Source organism: Pseudoalteromonas piscicida (genome assembly GCF_000238315.3).
Classification (GTDB): domain Bacteria; phylum Pseudomonadota; class Gammaproteobacteria; order Enterobacterales; family Alteromonadaceae; genus Pseudoalteromonas; species Pseudoalteromonas piscicida.
This window is the reverse complement of the sequence record NZ_CP011924.1, coordinates 3,106,304-3,127,925: the sequence shown is the minus strand read 5'-3', so window position 1 is coordinate 3,127,925 and position 21,622 is coordinate 3,106,304. Positions and strand designations below refer to the sequence as shown.

24 protein-coding genes are annotated in these 21,622 nt (G+C 41.5%); 18 read left to right on the top strand and 6 right to left on the bottom strand.

The features are described 5' to 3' along the window. Window positions 1–194: 194 nt before the first annotated feature. Together PPIS_RS14525 and PPIS_RS14520 are read left to right on the top strand one after the other, a co-directional pair. Complete coding sequence (locus PPIS_RS14525; protein ID WP_010377703.1) at window positions 195–1,349, top strand: hypothetical protein; 1,155 nt, start codon at window positions 195–197, stop codon at window positions 1,347–1,349. Further along, window positions 1,346–2,095 (top strand): hypothetical protein, encoded by a 750-nt coding sequence (locus PPIS_RS14520; protein WP_010377704.1) that lies wholly within the window; start codon window positions 1,346–1,348, stop codon window positions 2,093–2,095. Before PPIS_RS14525 ends, PPIS_RS14520 begins: the two co-directional genes overlap by 4 nt. A 672-nt stretch (window positions 2,096–2,767) precedes the next feature. On the opposite strand, the gene PPIS_RS14515 is transcribed toward PPIS_RS14520, so the two are convergent. After that, window positions 2,768–3,262, bottom strand: coding sequence for a hypothetical protein (locus tag PPIS_RS14515; protein WP_010377706.1), 495 nt, complete (start codon window positions 3,260–3,262; stop codon window positions 2,768–2,770). Between the two features lie 86 nt (window positions 3,263–3,348). Here PPIS_RS14515 and PPIS_RS14510 point away from each other — a divergent pair, with 86 nt between their 5' ends. From PPIS_RS14510 to PPIS_RS14480, 6 genes are all read left to right on the top strand, one after another. Further along, entirely contained in the window at window positions 3,349–4,065 is a 717-nt protein-coding gene (locus PPIS_RS14510) for a DNA-methyltransferase (RefSeq protein ID WP_010377707.1), read from the top strand. 174 nt (window positions 4,066–4,239) lie between these two features. Next, window positions 4,240–5,420 (top strand): IS3 family transposase gene (locus PPIS_RS14505; RefSeq protein ID WP_096040897.1). Its coding sequence is split into 2 segments (ribosomal slippage): window positions 4,240–4,498 and window positions 4,498–5,420, totalling 1,182 coding nucleotides; the frame shifts between segments, so codons are not numbered across the junction. Between the two features lie 42 nt (window positions 5,421–5,462). Then, window positions 5,463–6,029 carry a hypothetical protein gene (locus PPIS_RS14500; protein ID WP_010376592.1) on the top strand — a complete coding sequence of 189 codons (567 nt, stop codon included), beginning with the start codon at window positions 5,463–5,465 and terminating at the stop codon, window positions 6,027–6,029. Window positions 6,030–6,033: 4 nt separating this feature from the next. Beyond that, window positions 6,034–6,291: a hypothetical protein gene (locus PPIS_RS14495; protein WP_010376591.1), complete on the top strand. Its 258-nt coding sequence runs from the start codon at window positions 6,034–6,036 to the stop codon at window positions 6,289–6,291. A 187-nt stretch (window positions 6,292–6,478) separates the two neighbouring features. Next, complete coding sequence (locus PPIS_RS14490; RefSeq protein ID WP_010376589.1) at window positions 6,479–7,450, top strand: hypothetical protein; 972 nt, start codon at window positions 6,479–6,481, stop codon at window positions 7,448–7,450. A gap of 511 nt (window positions 7,451–7,961) precedes the next feature. Next, complete coding sequence (locus PPIS_RS14480) at window positions 7,962–8,483, top strand: hypothetical protein (protein WP_010376588.1); 522 nt, start codon at window positions 7,962–7,964, stop codon at window positions 8,481–8,483. Window positions 8,484–9,329: 846 nt separating this feature from the next. Here PPIS_RS14480 and PPIS_RS14475 read toward each other — a convergent pair. After that, window positions 9,330–10,090 (bottom strand): IS5 family transposase gene (locus tag PPIS_RS14475; protein ID WP_211219532.1). Its coding sequence is split into 2 segments (ribosomal slippage): window positions 9,330–9,607 and window positions 9,607–10,090, totalling 762 coding nucleotides; the frame shifts between segments, so codons are not numbered across the junction. A 96-nt stretch (window positions 10,091–10,186) separates the two neighbouring features. Between PPIS_RS14475 and PPIS_RS14470 the strand changes: the two genes are divergently transcribed. Continuing rightward, window positions 10,187–10,573, top strand: a complete 387-nt coding sequence (locus tag PPIS_RS14470; RefSeq protein ID WP_010376585.1) for a hypothetical protein — start codon at window positions 10,187–10,189, stop codon at window positions 10,571–10,573. Window positions 10,574–10,827: 254 nt separating this feature from the next. On the opposite strand, the gene PPIS_RS14465 is transcribed toward PPIS_RS14470, so the two are convergent. Together PPIS_RS14465 and PPIS_RS25410 are read right to left on the bottom strand one after the other, a co-directional pair. Further along, a complete protein-coding gene (locus PPIS_RS14465; protein WP_010376584.1) occupies window positions 10,828–11,130 on the bottom strand; it encodes a putative quinol monooxygenase in 303 nt (100 codons plus the stop codon). After that, a complete protein-coding gene (locus PPIS_RS25410) occupies window positions 11,111–11,254 on the bottom strand; it encodes a DUF2798 domain-containing protein (RefSeq protein WP_010376582.1) in 144 nt (47 codons plus the stop codon). Before PPIS_RS25410 ends, PPIS_RS14465 begins: the two co-directional genes overlap by 20 nt. Here PPIS_RS25410 and PPIS_RS25405 point away from each other — a divergent pair. Both PPIS_RS25405 and PPIS_RS14455 read left to right on the top strand, forming a co-directional pair. Then, window positions 11,193–11,414, top strand: coding sequence for a hypothetical protein (locus PPIS_RS25405; protein WP_010376581.1), 222 nt, complete (start codon window positions 11,193–11,195; stop codon window positions 11,412–11,414). The two genes, PPIS_RS25410 and PPIS_RS25405, sit on opposite strands and share 62 nt — an antisense overlap. 16 nt (window positions 11,415–11,430) lie before the next feature. Beyond that, window positions 11,431–12,291, top strand: coding sequence for a LysR family transcriptional regulator (locus PPIS_RS14455; protein ID WP_010376579.1), 861 nt, complete (start codon window positions 11,431–11,433; stop codon window positions 12,289–12,291). Between the two features lie 20 nt (window positions 12,292–12,311). Here the strand turns inward: PPIS_RS14455 and PPIS_RS14450 are convergent, their stop codons facing one another. Then, window positions 12,312–13,013 carry an NUDIX hydrolase gene (locus tag PPIS_RS14450; RefSeq protein ID WP_010376576.1) on the bottom strand — a complete coding sequence of 234 codons (702 nt, stop codon included), beginning with the start codon at window positions 13,011–13,013 and terminating at the stop codon, window positions 12,312–12,314. Window positions 13,014–13,191: 178 nt separating this feature from the next. On the opposite strand from PPIS_RS14450, the gene prs reads away from it, so the two are divergent. The 6 genes from prs to PPIS_RS14420 all read left to right on the top strand — a co-directional run bounded on the left by prs (window position 13,192) and on the right by PPIS_RS14420 (window position 19,523). Next, on the top strand, window positions 13,192–14,046 hold the full coding sequence (gene prs / locus PPIS_RS14445; protein WP_010376575.1) for a ribose-phosphate diphosphokinase: 855 nt from the start codon (window positions 13,192–13,194) through the stop codon (window positions 14,044–14,046). Window positions 14,047–14,057: 11 nt separating this feature from the next. Further along, the gene (locus PPIS_RS14440; RefSeq protein ID WP_010376572.1) at window positions 14,058–15,653 is read left to right on the top strand and encodes a nicotinate phosphoribosyltransferase; all 1,596 of its coding nucleotides are present in this window, start codon (window positions 14,058–14,060) and stop codon (window positions 15,651–15,653) included. Window positions 15,654–15,767: 114 nt separating this feature from the next. After that, window positions 15,768–16,463 carry a response regulator transcription factor gene (locus PPIS_RS14435; protein WP_010376569.1) on the top strand — a complete coding sequence of 232 codons (696 nt, stop codon included), beginning with the start codon at window positions 15,768–15,770 and terminating at the stop codon, window positions 16,461–16,463. Then, a complete protein-coding gene (locus PPIS_RS14430) occupies window positions 16,460–17,839 on the top strand; it encodes a sensor histidine kinase (protein ID WP_010376568.1) in 1,380 nt (459 codons plus the stop codon). Before PPIS_RS14435 ends, PPIS_RS14430 begins: the two co-directional genes overlap by 4 nt. A gap of 66 nt (window positions 17,840–17,905) precedes the next feature. Next, window positions 17,906–18,781 carry a retropepsin-like aspartic protease gene (locus PPIS_RS14425; RefSeq protein WP_010376567.1) on the top strand — a complete coding sequence of 292 codons (876 nt, stop codon included), beginning with the start codon at window positions 17,906–17,908 and terminating at the stop codon, window positions 18,779–18,781. 202 nt (window positions 18,782–18,983) lie between these two features. Beyond that, complete coding sequence (locus PPIS_RS14420) at window positions 18,984–19,523, top strand: carboxymuconolactone decarboxylase family protein (protein WP_010376566.1); 540 nt, start codon at window positions 18,984–18,986, stop codon at window positions 19,521–19,523. A gap of 99 nt (window positions 19,524–19,622) precedes the next feature. Here the strand turns inward: PPIS_RS14420 and PPIS_RS14415 are convergent, their stop codons facing one another. Continuing rightward, the gene (locus PPIS_RS14415; protein ID WP_010376565.1) at window positions 19,623–20,033 is read right to left on the bottom strand and encodes a YbaN family protein; all 411 of its coding nucleotides are present in this window, start codon (window positions 20,031–20,033) and stop codon (window positions 19,623–19,625) included. A 233-nt stretch (window positions 20,034–20,266) separates the two neighbouring features. Here PPIS_RS14415 and PPIS_RS14410 point away from each other — a divergent pair, with 233 nt between their 5' ends. After that, window positions 20,267–21,514, top strand: a complete 1,248-nt coding sequence (locus PPIS_RS14410; RefSeq protein ID WP_010376564.1) for a Zn-dependent hydrolase — start codon at window positions 20,267–20,269, stop codon at window positions 21,512–21,514. Window positions 21,515–21,622 lie beyond the last annotated feature (108 nt).

Sequence of the window (21,622 nt, the reverse complement as noted above, 5' to 3'; positions counted from 1 at the left end):
ATTGTACCACTGTTTTAACTATCTTGGCCAGAGAAAGAGTATCGTGGCTTAATTGATAGAATAGTGGCGACTGCATACATTTTCATGTATCTATATGGAGTGAATTTTGTAGTGAAAATTAAGTTCTTTAAAAGATGAGAAATGAAAATATTTATGTAAAATATAATGATATAAGACTGTAAGGATAGTGTGAAATGAACATACCAGAAATATCAGAGGGTTCCCAATATTGGGTAGTAAGGGCTGGGAGAAGCGGAGTTGACTTTAACCTCTTTGCTAAGACTGGTGTTGTTGCATTGGGCCATATGGATCATGTTAGATTAGATTCTGAAGGACGTATTACAGCTGAACACCTACCGCGAATCCAAAAAGAACTCAATAAACTTAATCAATCTTTACCTGTCGACGATAGGCTTGTAACAGCTCAAATGACCGCGAATTATAATCAGATAAGGATGCTTGTTGAAGATATTAAGGTTGGTGATACCATTTTTACTTTGACTCATTCGCATATTTTAGTTGGAACTGTGATATCACAAGCTTATGTAGACTCTAAGCCTTTGAAGGTCCAAATACAAAAAGATGATGGTTTTATTACACGTGAATTGAATGGTATATTGAAGCGAGATGTGAAATGGGAGGAACAGCGTTTAAGATCTACTTTGCCACCACCAATACAAGCCTCGCTCAATTCTCAAAGAAGCGTATTTTCTCTTCAAGCACACTCTGAACTCCTAACTCACTGGCTATACAGCTGCTATATTCAAGGAAAGAAGTTTCACTTCACGAATAAGATAGGACATGAAGGAGATATCTCTCAGTTTCACTTAACAGAATTTCAGAGAATAATTCAGCAGCTTGAGTTATTTTCAAATAACCCGAGTAGTGTTGAATGGTTTCTGACCGACCAAAATCAATTTTTAGATGCCTACACTGACTTTGGAAAAAGCGGTGGTTACACATTATCAAATAAGAGTATCTTCACTTCACCAGGTTCTGTATGGGGGAGTGTAAGCTTTGAGCAGCGTGTTCCTATGCTACTATTTATAGCTTCTCTAACCAGCTGTATGGGAGAAAATAGTTCATTTCAGAGTGAAGAAGATGGACAAGTAATAAGTGCTAATAGTGAGCATATTAATAAGGTACACGATGGCGTTGTGAGGCACACACCTTTTGAATTACATAAGAGTAAACTCGAAATAGAATTGGCGAAACCTAACAAAACGTCACTAAAAGAAATCAAAGCAGTTAAGGAAGACATGAAGTTAGCGACTTTTCCTCCTGAACTCGAAGAGAAAGTACCAGAGGGGTTTCCTAATGCAAAGCCCAATAATGAGACTGGGATATGACAATTGAATCTATAGAGCCAGTATTTAACTTACCGTTGACACTCTCATTAGCTTTTTTGGCTATATTGGTTGGTTTCGGCATTTTAATTATTTGGAAGACAAGTCGTTTAAACGAAACGCTTTCAGCTTCAGAAACGTTGCAAAATTTAGTAACAACAGTGGCGATTGCTTTTGGTGGGATCTGGGCATACTACAGTTTTGATATTCAAGAACAAGCTGAGAGAGCAAATACAGCTCTATTATCAGAGCAAGCAAAATTACGAGAGCTAAAAAAAGATATTGAAAATACTGAGGCTTCAACAATCGCAATGGATTTCAAGATTGTTAACTACGCCTCATCACATAAAGATTTTTTGAATGAAACGAAAGGTCTAATTATAGAAATTATTATTGAGAACAAAGGAAAATCGAAGCTCGTTTACAATCTAGATAAAAAGCCTATGGTTGTTTATGAGGTTGAAGCTGCAGGGCGTTTTTTGAAGAAAGTAGATGCACGGTATCCAAATGTTTATGATGTAATCTCTTCAGAAGAGAAAACAGAGTCTACATTTATGAAAAGATTAGTGTCACTCAAATCTTCAAAGAAAACCTTGAGTTATTTTACAACTGTAAAGTCTGAGACACTTTACTACGTTGTTTTTAGCACTGAACTTGATCCTCTTGATTATGAGAAAGAAGATTTCAAAGACATATGTACTGATGAAAACTGTAGCTGGTTCGTATCGAAATATATATATGTAGAATAGGGATTGTTTAAGCGTCTGTGCTGTGATTTGACTTTACTTTCCATCCAGAGACACCACTCATTAGCCAGTATGAATCTTTATTATCTAAGAAAGCCAGTATTGATAAGTAACAAGCCATCGAGTATGAAACTCTATTTTCCCAACCTCAAATTTCCAAACCAAAACACAGGCCCTACAGCCCCGCTCAGTATGAAACTATATTGCTGGGCGACACATGTGTGGGTGAACAATAAAGTTTCACCCCGTACAATAAAGTATCATATTGAGTACTTGGAGTTAATTGTTAGTTATTCTTTGAATGGGGCTGTTAGTGAGTAGTCTATTCCACTACTTGAGATCTAGACTTTGAATATCAAAACTTTCATTCCACCTTTTCTTGGCCTTGAGAGCCAAGCAGTATTTTTAAGCTTTGCCTTAAGATCTGATAACTTTGGTGGATCAAGCTGTTAATGCCAATGAGAACAATACACTTGAGTGGGAGATTGGGGACACCTTTATTCGTTCTAAGCTGTCTCTGAGCTTTGGAAGTAGATGAGTTGATATTAACTACCTACTCTTTAATTCATTTGAAAACTTATCAAGTTGCTTTTCTCTTGGGTGGAGGTTGAAAGGTGGGCAGAGTGTATCCAAATAAATTTAGCCTCTAATTTTAATTTCGCGATCCAAAATTAACTATTTATTTATATTAATGCTTTTAGACGCATTTTGAATTTTTTGTACAAATACATCCCAATTATATCCTGCAATAGCTCCGAACCCGAGATACCCGAAGCTTTGAACATGGCTTGTTGACTTAACTATATTTGAGCCATTTAGGATGAAAAGGCCTGCTTGCAGTAGGCCAAAGGCGACCGCTCCAATTGTTATGGACAGAAAGGGGTTGAGAAAAAAACCCCATACATGGTCTGGATCAAACTTTTTCTCAATAGCTATGTAGCGGTGAAAAGAAATAACGTTGAGAATGTTACTTCCTAGTAGGGCGCCTGTGCATGTAAAAAGCATTAAGATAGTTGTTGAATCTATAGCATCAGTTTTATTATGCAGCTGAGAAGTAATGAAGTTGAAACCATTGATTACTCCTTCAAATACCAACCAGATTCCCAGAATGTTTTGCAATAGCAAAAAAGCAAAGACAAAGTAGATTGGTAACTTTATTACACCTGTCATATTTATTCCTTGATTTAACCATCATTAGCCGATAGTAAAAAAATAATAACGATAATGCATCGAGTTTTTTAGGTTTTTGAGCTATTATGCGCTGTTATTATATACAGTGCCTTTGGGGTGTTAGTATCAAAGACTTAATCTTAGGTAATACAGACGCAGTGGATTTTCTAGCTTCACTGGAGGCTGAGAGTGTGGATTTATTGATAACGGACCCGCCATATGAATCTTTAGAAAAGCATCGAAAGGTAGGCACGACTACAAGATTAAAAAATAGTAAAGCGTCTAGCAATAGTTGGTTTGAAATATTTCCGAACTCTAGATTTGAATCGCTTTTCAAAAACGTGTACAGAGTATTAAAAAAGAACAGTCACTTTTATATGCTCTGTGATCAAGAAACTGCATTTATAGTTAAGTCGATAGCAGAGGAGCAGGGTTTCAAATTTTGGAAACCTATTGTGTGGGATAAAATGAAAATTGGGATGGGTTATCATTATCGTGCAAGATACGAATTTATTCTTTTTTTTGAAAAAGGAAAGAGGAAGCTAAATGATTTGTCTGTTCCGGATGTTTTACAAGTGCCGAGAGTTTATCGAGGTTATCCAACAGAGAAACCTGTTGAATTGTTAGAAATACTCGTAAAACAGAGTTCTGATGAAGGTAATGTAGTTTGTGATCCTTTTATGGGATCTGGAAGCACCGGTGTTGCGGCAATCAGAAATGGAAGAAATTTCTATGGGAATGACCTTTTATCAGAAGCTGTAGAAAATGTTATTGAAAGGTTAACTATTGATTGTGGCACCTAATTAGAATATATTCTATTTGCGTACTGAAAAAGGATTATTTAGAAACATGAATCAAGCAGTCAATGAATGGCCTCAACATTATACACAGGATGTCCCACTGTAGTGGCATAGTTAATTTGGCCACCCATTAAGAAAGAAATGTTATGCTATTTGCATACAAATTTGGGTGAAAAAATGACGAAATTAAAACGCGCAACCTATTCTGCGGCAATCAAATTAGAAACAGCTCAACTTGTAGTTGACCAAGGCTACACACAAGAAGATGCAGCTAAGGCTATGGGGGTTGGTAAATCAACTGTAAGTAAGTGGGTAACTCAATTGAAGCAAGAGCGGAATGGCCAGACCCCCACAGCGTCACCAATGACACCTGAACAAATTGAAATCCGCGAACTTAAAAAGCAAATCCAACGCATTGAATTAGAAAAGGATATATTAAAAAAGGCTACCGCTCTCTTGATGTCCGACTCCCTGAACAATTCTCGTTAATTGAGAAATTAAATCAACGAGAGCGTTACCCAATTAGCGTGTTGTGTAGCGTATTCAATGTGCATCGCAGCAGCTATAAATATTGGGCCATACGGGATACAACGCCTACACCAGAGCAAATAAGGCTAGAAGCTGAAGTTAAAGCCATACATGCAATGAGCGGCGGTTCAGCTGGGGCACGGACAATCGCAGCAATCGCAACGAATAACGATTTTGAATTAAGCCGTTATCGCGCCGCTAAGCTAATGGTTAAACTAAAACTAGAGAGCTGCCAAGTACCACAACATCAATATAAAAGGGGTGGTAATGAGCATCTTGAAATCCCAAATTTGCTAGACAGGCAGTTTGATGTTGTTGAGCCGAATACGGTGTGGTGCGGTGATGTGACGTATATTTGGACAGGCAATCGCTGGGCCTATTTAGCGGTCGTTGTTGATTTATTTGCACGTAAAGTCGTTGGTTGGGCAATGTCGTTGTCGCCAGATACTAGCTTAACGCTAAAAGCGCTTGAACTCGCGTATGAAAGCAGAGGTAAACCAAGTGGATTGATGTTTCACTCAGACCAAGGAAGCCATTATACAAGCTTGAAGTACCGCCAACGTTTATGGCGCTATAAAATTACACAAAGTATGAGCAGGCGCGGAAATTGTTGGGATAATGCGCCAATGGAGCGATTTTTTAGAAGCTTTAAAACGGAGTGGATGCCAAAGGTTGGATACGAAAACTTTAAAGATGCTAAATATGGTGTGAGTGATTATATCAACGGATATTATAACAACGTTAGGCCTCATCATTATAATGCTGGTTTAGCGCCAAATGAATCTGAGGTTAGATACCAAGATTCTAAAACTGTGGCCAAAATTAGTTGACCACTACAGGAAGAACTTTTAGAAAGTATTATTGAAGGAAAGGTGAAGATTCAATTTAGTAAAGAATCTGAATACTGCGCGGAATTGAGTATTAGTGAAGAGAAAGCCCGTGAAATACTTACTAGGATGCGCCAAGATTCAATCAGCTGGATATCGAGTTCACAGGTCCCTCAAGCAGATAATTTAAGTAAAGTTTTTCAAGTGGTGTCCATCAAAGCGTCGGGAGAAGTTGTGACGCCTGAAAAAATAGGTGTTACTACAGATAGACAGGTTTTATATTATATTCATGCGGCAAAGGCGCTAGGCTTCCTTAATCAAGGTAGTGGTATTCACTCTGCAGGTTTCCAATTTGAACAATTGGAGCAGGAAGAGAAGCTTAGAGTAGCGGCAATTCGCTTCGAAAGTAGTGAGTGTGGCTGGGCTTGGATAAAGTGGGCTGGAGTGAAGTCTTTAAGAGATCTTGAACCGAAATCGGCGTTTGCTTTCTTGTCAGATAGATGTCCCAGTTTGAGCCCTGATACAGCAAAGAGACGCGCTAAGACACTGTCTTCGTGGGTAAAGGAATTAGCTCCTTTTAGAGGGGAGCAACCAAGAGCTAAAAAGGAGTAACAAAATGACTTGTCAAAAAAAACATAGGTATGACAGCTCTTTCGAGAATTTGCCTTCAGATCAGAGCCAGTTTAATGGTCGTCATAAGTGTGCTGGGTGTGCCTATGACGAGGGGCGTACACTAGGGCTTGCGAGGGCTAAGTCTTTAAATATAAATTACAATAACTTACCAGATAGTCAAGCTGGGACAGTGAGGCATAAGAGTGTGCAAGCTGCTTTTGCTCAAGGTTATCTGGATGGAGTATTAGCTTCGTACAGTTAGTACTTCTGTAGCACATCAAACCTCGTGGTGAGCTTTATTTTTATTAATCTGCATTTATATAAATCACCAGTGACTTTATCGTTCAATAATATACTTTTATACTTTGACATTTGTGTTATTTTTCTGTTAATTTTTAAGTTTGTGTTCGCATATTGGAAGCGATTTATTGAGTGTGGGAGTTACTAACTTGAACAACACGATATTAAGTGCATATGAAAAACAGTTACCAAAGCATAAACCAATTACATTTTGGCCTATATTTGGGCGCTTCGCCGCAACTGTAGGTATTTTCACTGGAACTGCGAGTTTTTTTTACTCTCCAGAAAGTATTCAAGAATATGTGTTTTCTACTTTTCTCTGCTTAACAGTTATATTTTTAATAGGATATATTTTCTATAGAGAGTCTCAAAAACATCACCGGTATAGTGAGTCTATAGTGTTTTTAGCGCATTCATCTCATTTAATGAAAGACTACTTACAAGAACTAAGGTACGGGCGAGTGGAAAAAGAAGAGTTCCATAGACTGTACACGCAATTAGCTGACGCTATTTCAAAGTGCTTCACCTTACTTAAAGGTCGTAGATGTAGTGTTTGTATCAAAACTCTTTCACCTGATGGAGAACTTCAAACGCATGCTAGGGATGCAAACTCTTCTGTTAGGTATTCTGATGTAAGGAATTCTATCGATGTTAAGCATTTCCTATCAGATAACACAGATTTTGAGCTTTTATTCGGTGATAATAATGAGTATGGCCGTTATTTTTTGGATAATAATTTAAAAGATAGATGGCTAAATAGGAATTATAAAAACAGCTCCTTCTCTGTAGTGGGAGAGCCTTTAATTAAGTCGCGAGTGTTTAGGAGGCCTAAGGTTTCGAATTGGAGACTGGGATACCAAAGCACTTTAGTTTGCCCTATAAGGCATATCACCACGAAAGAATTTGCTGATGGGGAATATAAACATTACTGGGGTTTCCTATGTATCGATAGTGAGTCTAGAAATGTTTTTAATAAAAATATCGATCCAGAGTTAGCGTATTGCTTTGCTAATCAGCTTTATTTGCTCAGCGCACAAATTAGAGAGATGGATAAACTTAATGAGGAAATTTCAGAGCTTTACACTATGATTGATGAAGTAACAAAACCTATAGCGAGATAAGGTTTCAAATGATACTAAAGCTATGCATACATCAAAAGAACAAATCAGCTAAAAAGCTTGTTGGACATGAAAGGGTTTATGTAAGTAGTTTACAGGAGTTAGAAGGCTCTATGAATTCAACAATTTCAAACATCAGGTCCAACATGGCACGAAGACAGCAGCTTAAAAAAGTAAAAATCAAGAAGTAGCTGGTATAGCGAAAGAGCTGAAGCTATGAAGCGCCGCCCTCTGTGTAATCTAAAGGTGCTTTATTAAGAGCTATCTAGGCTGGTTAATGGAAATATTTAAGTGAAAGCCCTGCATTAGGAGTTCTTTTTACTCTCAAAGTATTCGGTACCTTGATGGTTCCAGTTTTAAGTGTATCGACCATGATGATACATAGTGCACCGATGATCTAGGGTACTCCTCTGGGTGTGTATGTCACTCACCAATATAATTGACTGTCCCCAGAGAAGGGTGAAAAGCAAGAGCCTGAGGTGGTGTAATTGTTAGTTGAAGGGAAGTGGACAGAATGACTGAATCTGGCGATAGAGATAAATTATGGGAATCTACATGGAATGCATACTATGATGCGTATTACCATGAGATATTAATTTCTATATTGGCTGGAAGGTGGGAGTTTTTTGATATTGTTAGTAAAATATTGATTGCTTTAACTGCATCTGGGTCCGCAATAGCTGGTTGGCAATTGTGGGGAGAAGAAGGATTTAAGCAAATATGGGTCACTATCGCCGCTGTAGCATCCTTATTGTCAATTGTACATGCTGCGCTGCAAGTTCAACAGAAATTGGAAAATAACACCAAATTGGCTGCAAACTTTACAAACCTCCGAATAGAGCTTGAAACATTTCAAGAGCAGATGGCGATCTTTCCAGATTTTGATGTAACTAACTATAACAAAACTTTTCTTCAACTAAAGTCAAGATTGAAGACATATTCGACAAACTATAATCCTGATCTACTCTCTAGTAAAAGTATGCAGGAAAGTGCACAGAAAAAGCTCAATAAAAGATTGGGAGTAGATGATGAGTGAAAAACCAAAGCAAATCATACCGAATAAAGAAAGAGGAGGGCCCCCAAATAGAAGACCGCCCGCACCGCCTCGGCCAGTTCAGGTACCTAAGCAGCCGACCCCTAAATAACAAATACTGAGTATGATACTTTATTTCCCAACCATAAGTTTCCAAACCAAAAAACAGGCTCTACAGCCTCACTCAGTATGAAACTATATTGCGGGGCGACAATTTTGTGGGTGAACAATAAAGATTCTAACCTTGGATTTTTAATATGAACTCTTAACCTTGGTTACTCTAACCTTTGCCTAGTTTTCCAGCGTTAGGTTGTTCAGCTAATGCTGGCACATCCAGTAAGCTGATGAAGTTTAAATAAATGTCATGATCGATTATCACCCCCTTCGGCGTCTTATCATTCCATTGTGTTCACCGAAATTATCGCAACTAAACCAATGACTCGCATGATGGTATTTTAGGTGCTCAAAATTACCTTATACAAAGTGAGTCTGTACTCCTAATGATCAAAAATGTTTCCTTTTAATTTGTACGACACGGCCATTATTGCTTAGCGAGTCATTTATTTTCAATGGTTTAGCTTATCTTATTGTTCGCTAAATAATGTTCAAGTAACTTCAGATAGAGGGCAGATATTGAAAGCGATTCTGAACTCATTAAACCTTTAGTTAATAAGGCTTGTTCAAATTGAATCTTAAACTAGTTACGTGTTGTGTTAAAAAATATCTAAACTTGTTTTGTTTTATTTAAATTTGTTATGTGTTAAGTTTGCAATGCCTTAAATTTCAAGGGCTTTTAAATTTAATAAATGTATAAAGGACTAGAGCCTGTTGATCTTTGGTGTACGTAATTCAATCAACCCACATAGGTAGCCACATTAATGAGAAGGCTAAAGCGAGCATGCTATGATAATTTCTAGCTAATTTATCGTAACGAGTTGCAACCCCTCGGTACTTTTTTATCTTCAGAAATGCATTTTCAACCAAATGCCTGTAACGATAAAGACACCAATCAATATCATCATTACCCTGTTTGCTATTCCCTTTTCTCGGAATGACATGCTGTCCATCACGGCTTTCAATCAATTCTCTTAATGCTTGGCTATCGTAGCCTTTATCTGCTACAACAACCCTGCTTTGGGCGAAGATAAAATAAGTGACTCGCCATAACTAACATCGTGAGCTTGGCCTCCAGATAATTCAAAGTGAACAGGAAGACCTGCGCTATCTACAGCCAAATGTATTTTGGTCGAATTACCACCGCGACTTTTACCTATTGCCTGTTCGAGAGGTGCTTTAACGCTTGCTCCATCTTGATGAGTCTTCACAATACTTCCATCAATAAATAACCACTGAGGGTCATTTAAACGAGAAAGAAACTCAAAGATTTCAGTCATGACACCTTTCTTAGACCATAAATTAAAACGTCTAAAAACAACACTCCAATCACCAAACTCACGTGGCAAATCACGCCAAGGGATACCTGTTCTCATATGATATAAAATACCTTCAAGTGTCATTCTGTGTTCGGGCTTATTATAAATTCGTCCTGTTAAATACATAATTCTGGATAGTAATAGCCAGCTTTCATCAGTTAGCATTAGTCTAGGCATTTGGGGGAAGTTGTTTGTTTTTTGGCGAAAGTATTATAACCAACCCAAATGCTGTTTGCTTTTTATACTGTAAAGATCAACACGTTCTAATATACAATGAAAGCATTAAACAAAGTTTTGGGTGCAACCGTTTTAGCGTTAGGTGTATCTGCAGGGTCGGCTTCTGCTGCTGAAGTAAAAATCACAGAAGTAGATTATGGTAGCGTGGTCATCCAAACTGCTGAAGTTGTGTTAAACCACAGCCAAGCAGGCACTTTCTCTATGAATGTGAGCGAAAACCATTTAACGGTAAATGCTCAAGACTCTAATGGACGTAAGTTCCGCTGCGTAATGAATGGTACTGTAAGCTACAGCGATCCGACTATTCTTGAAAGAGTAACAAACATCGCAGCGACAATCTCTGAAGGCGACAGAGTACAATTTGAGGTGCAAAAAAATGTATTACCTCAAGTTTGTCATGTTAAAAAAATGCTAAGCTTCTAAGCTTTGCTATTTCGCAATGGAAAGTGTGTACACCTTCCATTGCTTTAGGTACTTTTTCTCACATCCATATACAGAGTGTCTATTTACCGTTAATTTTGACTACCCAGTGATAAAAGCTTGGGCAAAGTCATGACGGCTATATCTTATCAAACCACTGAATTATGCAATGACCCCACTAAAAGTTGATTCAAGTAGGTAGGCAATAAATAAGTATCCTCTCGATCCTTTCAATTTTTTGATGATTCTCACTTTAATTACCATATAGGCGATAAAGGGACTATATCTACCGCTTTTGCCAACCATCCTTGATACTGTGTAAATACCTGTTTGGTGTAAGCTTGCTGATGATGAAAATCGAATGCGGCTTGGTCGATGAAACGTTCGACTAAGGTGAGTTGGGTGCCAGCTTCGTTTTCATAAAGTTCAAAGCGTAAACATCCTGCTTCTGCTCGAGTGGCTGGCAAGATCTCTTGGATGGCGTTAATACAATCTTGATAGTGCGCGGTTTTAGGTGTGATATGGGCGATAAAGTTGACGTTATTGTGGCTGTTGGCCATGGTATTTCTCCATAATGCGTTTAGTAACGGCGGTAACTGGGGCTGATAAAACATAGGCGGCGATGAACGAGGCCGGCCAAGCATTAGCAAAGGCATGCGCCCATCGCGTGGTGAAGTCTGCCACTAATCCCAAATTGATGTACGTGACCCATCCAGACACCATAAACGACAGGCACAATCACAGCAGTAATGTAAAAATGAGTTTTTGCATGTTTCCTCCTTTGGCTGTTGGTATGATTGTAGGGAGTTGCCAGCCGATCAGAATGGCAAAAATGGAAAGCTAAGATTGCGGAGATAACCATGCTAGATGACTTACGACTCTTTGTTGAGGTAAGCCGCCGAGGAAGTTTTGCGAAAGCGGCAGAAGACCTTGGCATAGGCGCGCCGACCTTATCTAAGCGGATGTTAGCGCTGGAAGAAAAACTCGGTTATCCGCTCTTACTGCGTAGCGCCAGAGGACTTACATTAACGAATCATGGTCAGGCGGTGGTGGATAAAATGGCGGAGTCTTTGCTCGCCTTACAAGCGCAAAGTGAGGCGTTATCAACACTAGAAGCGTCTACTTTTCACCTGTTATGCCCGCAAAACTTAATGATTGGTCCTTTGTATAATGCGCTGCAATCGTTTCAGGCCCAGCATCCTGAGATCCAATTGCATGTGGAGCCTGCTAATAGCGTGGCCTTACTCAGCCAAAAGCGGTTTGATTTAACCGTGCGAGTTGGGGAGCTGGATGATTCAAGCGTCTATCAAAAGCGGCTGGGGCAAATTGCGGTAAGAGCGGTGGTAGCCAAGAATATTGCGACTACAAAAACCTTGTTTTTGCCCTTTAAAGCATCGCAACTACCCGCAACCGATGAGTGGCGAGCACTGCTGGCGCAGTTTAGCCACGTCTCTTATGTGGGTGATATTACCTTAGTGCGTAAATTGGTAAGCTCGGCTAACGGTGCGGGCGTATTGCCGATGACAGAAATTGCAGCGTTGGCAGCGCAATCTCAAACCGCATTTAGCTATATCGGTGACTGCCAATTTATTCGCAGTATCTACGCACTTTGGCCAAATCAACGGACTCCACCGACTCATACCAGAGATTTTATTGAGTTACTGCAAATGCGGTGTCAGGAGCTTGATTATCTGCAAGGGGCAGTTTTATCTTTGAACTGAACACTGCCACAACCGCATTTTTATCCTAAGCTCAGATTTCGCTCAAAATGCACAATATCGACATCAGGCTTTAGTTTATAGAGCTGTGCTAACCGTCCGCCTGACTTGACCTTTTCGTCCAGTGCTTCAAACATATTTGAGGCTTCGATGCGTCTTACCAAGCTCTTGCGCTGAATGGGTTTGGCTATAATGGCTTCGATGGCGGTTTTGAGTTGTCCAATGGTAAATTGATCAGGCAAACAATAAACCGGGATCATGGAATATAACGCCTTTTGCTGCAGCCTTGCCTTGGCCTTTTCAATAATGTGTTTATGATCAAAAGCCACGGCGAGATCTGGGATCTCGCTAAGATCTACCCATCTCACATCATCTACCGAGTCAATTTGCGTTGCCACTTGCTGAGGTGAAATCAAGGCGTAATAAACCAAGGTGACACTAAAGCCTCGCGGATCACGGTTGATCCCAGAAAAGGCCTGAAGTTGCTCTAGGTATTGTGGGGCGACACTGGTTTTCTCTTTGATCTTACGTAGCGCGCTCATATCCGTGTTGTCATCCAGTTCAACATCAACAAACCCTCCAGGTAATCCCCAGCGGCCTTTAAAGGGAGCGTTAGCGCGTTTCACCAGCAGCACTTTTAAGCTGTCCTGCAAAATTGTAAATAGCACGCTGTCTACCGTGAACAGTGGGTTTTGGTATTGGGTTAAATCGTAATCAGGGCTCATGATATTTTTAGTTTGTGTCTTTTAGACACAATAAACAATTGTAGCCAGTATGGCAAATATACTGAATATCCCTATGTTAAAAATAAACATTAAATGTCTTTTAGACATAAAGGTGTTGATTGATCAAAAAATGTTTGATACCTTATTTGTGTCTTAGGGACATTATTAAGGAAAGGTTATGAAAGTCACGAGTTATGAATTCTCTGGAAACAAAAAAGATGTTAAATATGAAGCGTTTACCTTCTCTGGTGGGGAAGAGCATATTCGTTTCAAGGCATTTGATTTCCGTGATTGCGAAAAAGTTCAAATCACAGCCAGAGTGACCAATTCTTCTCATATCATGTGTTTACTGATGGCGGTGGATGCATTGAAGCGACTTTGTTTGGCGCGGACGCCAATAGAACTAGTGTTACCCTATTTCCCCTACGCGCGCCAAGACAGAGTATGCGTATCGGGTGAGGCGCTAGGTGCAAAAGTGATGGCGTCACTTATCAATCAACTGGCACTAGACAAAGTCACCGTGTGGGATGCACATAGCGACGTCGTACCTGCACTCCTTGAGCGAGTAGAGAATGTTGAACAAACGACATTGATATCTCAGTGTCCGGCTTTACAGCAACAGTTGCAGTGCGGTGCACTCAGTTTAGTTTCACCAGACGCTGGAGCGAGTAAAAAAACACTGAAAATTGCGCAGCATTTTGGTGGTGAGGTTGAGGTTATCCAAGCACAAAAAGTACGTAATCTTAAAACGGGTGAAATTGTACAATCGCAGGTACTCGGTGAGGTAAAGGGTAAAGATTTACTGATCGTTGATGATATTTGCGATGGTGGCAGAACCTTCACTGAACTTGCTAAGGTACTAAAAGCACAAGGCGCTAACTCAATTGCGCTATACGTAACACACGGTATTTTCTCTCAAGGATTAGGCGTTTTTAGTGGACTGATCGATACCGTTTACACGACTAATTCGTGCCGTGATAAAGGCGACTTAGCCGAGCACCACGATGTGCAACTCAACATGATTGAATTATAAGGAACATTGCCATGACAATTACCGCAGCAAGTATGCAAAAAGACGTATACAAAGAATTTCACAGCCGCGCTTATCACCCTGAAGTAACAGAGGTTTATGCAAACTTTACCTCGCGTAGCGGCAAGTTAAGCAATGTTGAAAATAACGATAAAGTGGCTTTTGTGGGGCTGCAGTATTTTATCAAAAGTTACTTACAAGAAGAGTGGCAAGACTTTTTCGCAGCAGACAAGCACACCGCTGTGGCAAATCATAGACGGATCATGACAGCAATGTTGGGCTATCCTGTAGACGTGGGTTATCTCGAAGCGCTACACGACTTAGGCTATTTACCGCTGAGGATTAAAGCGCTGCCAGAAGGGACTTTAGTACCGTATCAGGTACCGCCTATCACTGTGGTCAATACTAAGCCTGGATTTGAATGGCTAACCAATATGATTGAGACGGTATTAAGCTGCGAAAACTGGCCAATCCAAACGAGCGCTACCACCTCAGTTGCATATTTAAAAGTGTTCCGAGAATTTGCTCAAAAAACCGGTTTACCTCAGGAAATCGTGCCGTTTCAGGGTCATGATTTTAGCTTTCGCGGCATGTTTGGTAAGCACGCTGCGGCTATGAGTGGTTTCGGTCACCTTGCGTCTGGTCTTGTAGGGACGGATACCATCCCAGCAGTACTATTTGCTGAAAAGTACTATGGCGCGGATGTCGACGAAGAGCTGGTTGGCTGCTCAGTAGATGCAACCGAGCACTCTGTAACCTGTTCTTGGATCCAAGAAGGTGAAATCGAGTTTTTCCAATATTTGATGCGTGAGCAGTCACCGACTGGGATCCTCAGTGTGGTCTCTGATACTTGGGATTTTTGGAAGCTAGTCACTGAGTATTTGCCAGAATTAAAAGCAGAGATCATGGCGCGTGATGGCACTGTGGTGATCCGTCCAGACTCCGGAGATCCGGTGAAAATCCTGACTGGGTATTGTGTCTCACCAGTATCAGAATATAGCGAATTGGTTGACTCTCAGCAGCAAGCGCAAGAAATGGCAATGACAGATGGCTTTGAAGCGTATCGTTGGCAGGGAAATTACTATTCAGTTGAACCACACTCAACGCAGCTGCAGGAGTGTGAAGTAAAAGGACTGATTGAATGTCTCTGGGATACCTTTGGTGGCACTGTGACTGATAAAGGCTTTAAATTGCTAGATGAGCATATTGGTGCAATATATGGCGATGCAATTACCCTTGAGCGTCAGCGTCAAATTCTACAGCGGCTGATGGACAAAGGATTTGCGTCCAAAGTGGTGCTCGGCATTGGCTCATATAGCTACCAATATGTCACTCGCGATACCCATGGCTCTGCGGTAAAAGCAACTAGTGTGGTTAAAAATAACCAACGTGTGGCAATTTTTAAAGAGCCAAAAACCGACAGCAAAAAGCGCTCAGCAAAGGGACTGCTGAAAGTAGAACGCGTAAACGGTGAGTTGATCTGCAAGGACAATGTGACCGAGGAAGAAGAAAAGCAAGGCTTGTTAGAAGTGGTGTTTGAAGATGGAAAATTACTAAAGGAAACTACTTTGAGTGAGATCAGAGCTTTGATCGGCGCGCAAATTAGTTAGATTCCATTGTTGTTCTCAATTATTTTTTGGTCGCGATAGGTTCCAGCCATCGCGACTTTTGTACTTCACAATTGTACATCTAATAATTACAATCAGTACAAAAAGCGCCTCCCTATGTCTGACCGATATACAGTTTTATATGTAGAAGATGACCCGAGCAGTGCCGAGATCTTACGTTTATATCTGGCACAAGCGGATATGCAGGTTGTCCATTTCGATAACGCCCCAGATGCCCATAGGGCACTGCAAAATCTAACATTTCAACTCGCTATTTTAGATGTCATGCTACCCGGCGGTGATGGCCGTGAGCTACTAAAAGAAGCCGTTGCGCGCAACATTCCTACCATTATGGTGACCGCCAAAGTGTCTGAAACCGATCGTCTTGAGGGGTTTGAGCTTGGTGCGGACGATTATGTATGTAAGCCTTACAGCCCACGAGAAGTGATCTCACGAGCAAAGGCACTATGTAAGCGTAGCTATCGCGGTCAGCAGAGTGCTGCTTTGTTGTTTGATGGCTTAAGTATCAACCTTGAGAGCAAATCCGTAACGGTAACACAGCAAACACCAGCGTTAACGGCTGTGGAGTTCGAGTTATTACTGACCATGGCCAAGCAACCGCAACAAGTATTTAGCCGCGCGCAATTAATCGAACAAGTATGGGGAAGTGATGCGCCTATTACGGATCGGGCAGTCGATACTCACTTGGCTAACTTGCGTAAAAAACTAGGTGACAGTAAGGCTGAGCCCAAGTTTATCGCCACTCGTTACGGGCAAGGCTATCAATTTATCGCGCGTAAGGTGTCTTCATGAAGCTAAAAACCAAATTTACCTTACTCGTGGCGCTTTGTACCTTTGCGCTACTCGGGAGCTTCTATCAGCTATCTAAAAACTCAGCCGAGCGCACTTTTTTAGCATTTAATAAGCAAAGTGCGGTGACGTTTGGTGATTCATTGCTTGATGATGACTTAGTGGAAGAAGCATTGACTGGCAAAACCTTTGCGAGCCCAGAAGCGACGTTAACGTTTTTAGCATCAACCTTTCCTGAGCAGTTATTTATTTGGCGAGATGCTAACTCAACAGCGGATGTAAAAATCCTCAGCCCCGAGCTCACCATAGACTACGAACATGTCAAATCCGGTCATCAATTTGCTATCCATCATCCCGGTGTCGCGGCGTTTGTGGTGCAATTTAATGAGGCGCAATATGCGTTATCACCACATGGTGAGTTGTTTTGGTTACCTGAGGTATTGCTAGATAGGTCGTTTGAAAAGGAAGCGCTGCAGCAAGCTATGCTGGACGATTTTATGCTTACTTTGGTCATCTTATCGATTATTGCAGCATTACTGGCTTGGTTGGGTTCATGGTACTTTTTGTCGCCACTTAAACAGCTCAAACGTAGCTTTAAGGCGATAGAATCGGGCGAGTTAGACACCCGCTTAGCGCTAAAACGCCATGATGAAGTGGGTGAAATCATTAGTAGCTTCAATAATCTTGCTGCTTGGCTACAAGGTTTGCATCAGCAGTATAAACAAATGAATTCCGACTTATCTCATGAGCTTAGAACACCACTTAACGGCATTCGTTCGCGCTTGGAGGCGATGGAAGACGGTATAGTCCCGATGGATAAGGCTCAGTTAGCGGTGATAACCCAAGACCTTCACAACGTTAACCGTATTATCGACGACTTGTGTTTATTATCATTAACCGAGTCAAAGCAGCTGACTTTGTCACCTGCACAGGTGAATGTCTCTGAGTTGATGACTTCGCTTTTGGTGCGTTATCAAGCGCAAGCAGAGGAGCAAGGTGTGGCGTTGACAGCGGATATTCAAGCGGGCGTAACGGTGACACTCGATGCTGGAAGAGTCAGACAGATAGTGGTGAATCTACTCGATAATGCGTTTAAATACGGCGCTGATGGCGGCATTGTGATGCTACATCTACATTATCAGGACAATGAACTGGTTATCACGGTCACTGACCGCGGGCAGGGTATGTCTCCTACTCAATTAACACAAGTATTTGAACGTTTTTACCGAGTGCAGGCATCACGCCATGATACATCCAGTTTGGGGCTCGGCTTACCAATTTGCCGTCAACTTGCCGAGTTAATGGGCGCGACATTGACCGCGACCAGTGCTGAAAATCAAGGCGCTAGCTTTTCACTTCGGTTTTCTCGACTAACTTGATAATTGCTTGACAATTGCTCGGCATAGTTAGCTCAACAACGACATCAACAGTTTGAGAGCAAGATTATGAGAGCAATTATTTTATCAGCATTGGCATTTACCACCGTTGGCTGTGGGAACACCGCGTCTACCGTGCCACAATCGCTAACCTTACCAATGAAATATACCGAGAAAGGTCATGCCTATGTGATGGCAACGCTTAACCATACGGTTACCCATCCTATGATTCTAGATAGTGCTGCGAATGTTGGTATTTTACCGGTTAATCTGAAAGCAGCACTAGCCTTGCCTGAAGACAAGCTAAGCAAAATGGACGTGCAAGGCGCAAGTGGCAGCTCAGAGCTAGTATTGGCAACGATAGACCACACCAGCGTCGGTCACTTTGCAATTGAGTCGCTTCCTTATGTATTTAAAGATATGACCCGCTTAGATGTGGAAGGCGTCTTGCCTGGAATTTTGGGGTATGGATACATGTCGCAATATTGTAATGTGTTTGATTTTAAAAATAATGAACTGAGTTTGTATCAAGGGGCTTGCCCAAATAGTGTGACACAAGGCTTAGAGAGTGAAAGTTTTAAAATAGATAATAATTTCATCAAGCTAACTGCAAGTTTTAATGGCGAAGAGGTAGACGCCGTGCTTGATACCGGCGCTCCAACCAACTACATCAATTCACACTTGGCCAATAAACTGGCATTAACGCTGGGCGAAGAAGACATCAGCCGCGGGTTAAACGACCAAGCGACTAAAAAGGTGGCCATAGAATCACTGCGCTTTAGCTTGGGAGGCAAGGGAATCATCAATACCGAAAGTCACTTATCGGATATGCCAGTGTTTGAGGTGCTTGGATATAAAGATGAGCCGTTTATCCTGCTGGGTTTAAGTAATTTCAACGACGATAAGCTAATTATCGATTACGCTGAGAACAAAATTTACTTTTGATCCCAACGCTGCTGGCTTGATCCGACCAGTCAGTAGCTAATTAAATTTCATATTAATTTAGACAGTTATTGTGTTTACTATAGCGAATAGTTATTTGAATGATCATTCAAGTAAGGTTAGTCTTGCAGCCAATGAGTAGTTACCCTGAGATTAGTTAGATCTCGGGTTATACCAATACAAAATGCACCAAGAGGAGCAACTGATGACTGACTTTACAATCCATACTGTAGAAACTGCACCACAAAAAGGTAAACCATTACTTGAGAAATCCCAGCAAGCGTTTGGACGTATTCCGAATCTTCATGGTGTGATGGCGGAATCACCAGAGCATCTGCATGGCTATCAAGTGTTACATGAGGCTTTTTTAAATAGCTCGTTTAATAACGATGAAAAAACCGTGGTGTGGCAAGCGATTAATGTAGAACATGAATGTCACTACTGTGTGCCGGCTCACTCTGCCATCGCAAAATCAATGAAAGTAAGTGATGAATTGGTCAAAGCGCTGCGTGAGCAAGCACCACTTGGCGATGAGAAACTAGAAGTGCTGCGTGCCACTACACTTGAAATGCTGCGCGAGCGTGGCAAGTTGAGCGATGCACAAACGAAAGCGTTTTTTGCCGCAGGTTATACTAAACAAAATCTGCTGGAAATTATCTTAGCGTTAAGTCAAAAAGTGATGAGTAACTACGTGAATCATATCGCGCATACTCCGCTGGATGATGCTTTTAAAGCGTTTAGCTGATCAGTAGAGAGGCATTTAGCCTCTCTACTAGGTATTTACTCGCTTTCCAAACCGCCAAGCTGTAAGCCTATCTGAGTACTCATTCCCACTAATATTTTGTTATAAATGTGGCTGTTTTACATCCACGGGGATGACCGAAGGACGTGTAAAAATATAGCTGAGTACGGCAGCCTCAGTTATCGCAACGGACCACACTACCCAAACAGGCGCGCTACTGAAACTCAAAGCCAGTAAACCAACACTCATACCAACCGCAGCGCCAATCTTGCCTTTTATGGGGATCACCTGATGTTGCCGCCATGCAACCAGACTCGGGCTAAATTTGGGGTGGGTGAGCAGCCAATTTTCTAGCTTGGGAGATGAACGGGTAAAGCAAGCAAGAGCGAGAATAAAAAAGATGGTGGTAGGCATAACAGGCAGTGCCATGCCGATAAAGCCAAGACCAACAAAGACGATGCCAGCAACATGAAGCCAAAAACAACGATTGAATAAGGGGATTTTTTTACGCATAGGCATCCTCATATTTCGGGAGTGCTGAACTGACAGCGCATCACGATGACCTGAGCCAACATTGTTAACCAGAAGCCAACTATTAAAAGCATATCACAGCGGCTGAAATTCGCGAATTTTCAACTAAGCTAAAGCAAAGAGATTATCAGTCGGACGTCAGTGTTTAAAATAGCGAATCTGATCTCAGGTTAAATACAAGGAAGTAGTGCGACTGAAACGTTGAGGGGTAAAGTATGCAAGTAAATTTAGAACGTCTTAAGTCTACCTTATTTGCGCTCGCGGAGTTCGGCTATAACCATGAAGATAAGGGAATTTATCGCCAAGGTTTTAGCAATGAGGATTTTGCAGCGCGTAAATGGCTGATGGAATGCGCACAAAGCGAAGGATTTGTGAGTCGTATGGATGGCGCTGGCAATGTGATTATTGAAATGACCAGCCCGGATATTGCAGCAAAACCCGCTGTGATCATCGGCTCTCATCTCGATAGCGTACCAGCAGGTGGCATGTTTGATGGAACCTTGGGCGTCATTGCGGGGTTTGAGTGTATTCGTATTTTAAAAGAGCACAATGTGCAATTAGATAGGCCGATTTGGGTCATCGGTACCAGCGAAGAAGAAGGGCGCTTTGGTGGCATGATCGGGGCGCAAGCGCTCACTGGAAAATTAACGCCTCACCAATTGCTCACAAGTCATGATGCGGATGGCTGTATGCTTAGCGATGCCATGCGTGCGCAAGGGTTAGACCCTATGGATGCACTGAATGCGAGGCTAGAACCTGAGCAAATAAATAGTTTTTTTGAATTACATATAGAGCAAGGGCCCGTACTTGATCAAAAAGGTATTCAAATTGGTGTGGTGGAAGGAATTTCAGGGGTATTTAAATGGATGGTGAAATTAATTGGGAAGGCCGACCACGCAGGTACAGCCCCCATGGAGATGCGCAGCGACGCCTTTATGGGGCTGGCTGATTTTGCTTACCAGTTAGATCGCATTATTGCAGAAGACGGTACGGATACCACGAGGATCACCGTCGGTAAGGCGGAATTAAAGCCGGGTTTTGCACATACGATTGCTGGAGAGGTGGATTTCACCATCGTTGCGCGTGATATGGACGAAACGGTGATGGAGAACCTTGAAATTGCCTGTCGAAAAGTGCTTTCAGCTATCGCTCGGAAACACCATTTAATGTTTGAATACGAGCAGGTGAGTTGGTTGTCTCCAATGAAGTGCACACCTGAGATGGTTGAATTTATTAGTCAACAGGCAGAGGCCTTGTCGCTGAATTATCAAATCATGCCAAGTGGTGCTGGTCACGATAGCCAATTTTTTTCAGAAGTGTGTCCCACGGGGCTGATATTTATTCCATCACTCAATGGCGTTAGCCATGCGCCAGACGAATGGAGTCATTGGCATGATGTTGAAGCAGGGAGTAATTTGCTGCTGCAATGTGTTCAAAAAAGAGCAATAGAAACAAAAGAATAAATGTAAGGCTGGGGTGAAATTGGGTGAAGGTTTACTAGACAAATTTGATCCTTGGGCTAGTCTTTGTTACTACTAGAATAATGTGGATAGCAAAACTTGCGGCGAATT

What these genes read in the sequence shown, in the direction of transcription:
- PPIS_RS14525 (WP_010377703.1), top strand. Translation starts at nt 195, where the DNA reads ATGAACATACCAGAAATATCAGAGGGTTCCCAATATTGGGTAGTAAGG.
- PPIS_RS14520 (WP_010377704.1), top strand. Translation starts at nt 1,346, where the DNA reads ATGACAATTGAATCTATAGAGCCAGTATTTAACTTACCGTTGACACTC.
- PPIS_RS14515 (WP_010377706.1), bottom strand. Translation starts at nt 3,262, where the DNA reads ATGACAGGTGTAATAAAGTTACCAATCTACTTTGTCTTTGCTTTTTTG.
- PPIS_RS14510 (WP_010377707.1), top strand. Translation starts at nt 3,349, where the DNA reads ATGCGCTGTTATTATATACAGTGCCTTTGGGGTGTTAGTATCAAAGAC.
- PPIS_RS14495 (WP_010376591.1), top strand. Translation starts at nt 6,034, where the DNA reads ATGACTTGTCAAAAAAAACATAGGTATGACAGCTCTTTCGAGAATTTG.
- PPIS_RS14480 (WP_010376588.1), top strand. Translation starts at nt 7,962, where the DNA reads ATGACTGAATCTGGCGATAGAGATAAATTATGGGAATCTACATGGAAT.
- PPIS_RS14470 (WP_010376585.1), top strand. Translation starts at nt 10,187, where the DNA reads ATGAAAGCATTAAACAAAGTTTTGGGTGCAACCGTTTTAGCGTTAGGT.
- PPIS_RS14465 (WP_010376584.1), bottom strand. Translation starts at nt 11,130, where the DNA reads ATGGCCAACAGCCACAATAACGTCAACTTTATCGCCCATATCACACCT.
- PPIS_RS25405 (WP_010376581.1), top strand. Translation starts at nt 11,193, where the DNA reads ATGAACGAGGCCGGCCAAGCATTAGCAAAGGCATGCGCCCATCGCGTG.
- PPIS_RS14455 (WP_010376579.1), top strand. Translation starts at nt 11,431, where the DNA reads ATGCTAGATGACTTACGACTCTTTGTTGAGGTAAGCCGCCGAGGAAGT.
- PPIS_RS14450 (WP_010376576.1), bottom strand. Translation starts at nt 13,013, where the DNA reads ATGAGCCCTGATTACGATTTAACCCAATACCAAAACCCACTGTTCACG.
- prs (WP_010376575.1), top strand. Translation starts at nt 13,192, where the DNA reads ATGAAAGTCACGAGTTATGAATTCTCTGGAAACAAAAAAGATGTTAAA.
- PPIS_RS14440 (WP_010376572.1), top strand. Translation starts at nt 14,058, where the DNA reads ATGACAATTACCGCAGCAAGTATGCAAAAAGACGTATACAAAGAATTT.
- PPIS_RS14435 (WP_010376569.1), top strand. Translation starts at nt 15,768, where the DNA reads ATGTCTGACCGATATACAGTTTTATATGTAGAAGATGACCCGAGCAGT.
- PPIS_RS14430 (WP_010376568.1), top strand. Translation starts at nt 16,460, where the DNA reads ATGAAGCTAAAAACCAAATTTACCTTACTCGTGGCGCTTTGTACCTTT.
- PPIS_RS14425 (WP_010376567.1), top strand. Translation starts at nt 17,906, where the DNA reads ATGAGAGCAATTATTTTATCAGCATTGGCATTTACCACCGTTGGCTGT.
- PPIS_RS14420 (WP_010376566.1), top strand. Translation starts at nt 18,984, where the DNA reads ATGACTGACTTTACAATCCATACTGTAGAAACTGCACCACAAAAAGGT.
- PPIS_RS14415 (WP_010376565.1), bottom strand. Translation starts at nt 20,033, where the DNA reads ATGCGTAAAAAAATCCCCTTATTCAATCGTTGTTTTTGGCTTCATGTT.
- PPIS_RS14410 (WP_010376564.1), top strand. Translation starts at nt 20,267, where the DNA reads ATGCAAGTAAATTTAGAACGTCTTAAGTCTACCTTATTTGCGCTCGCG.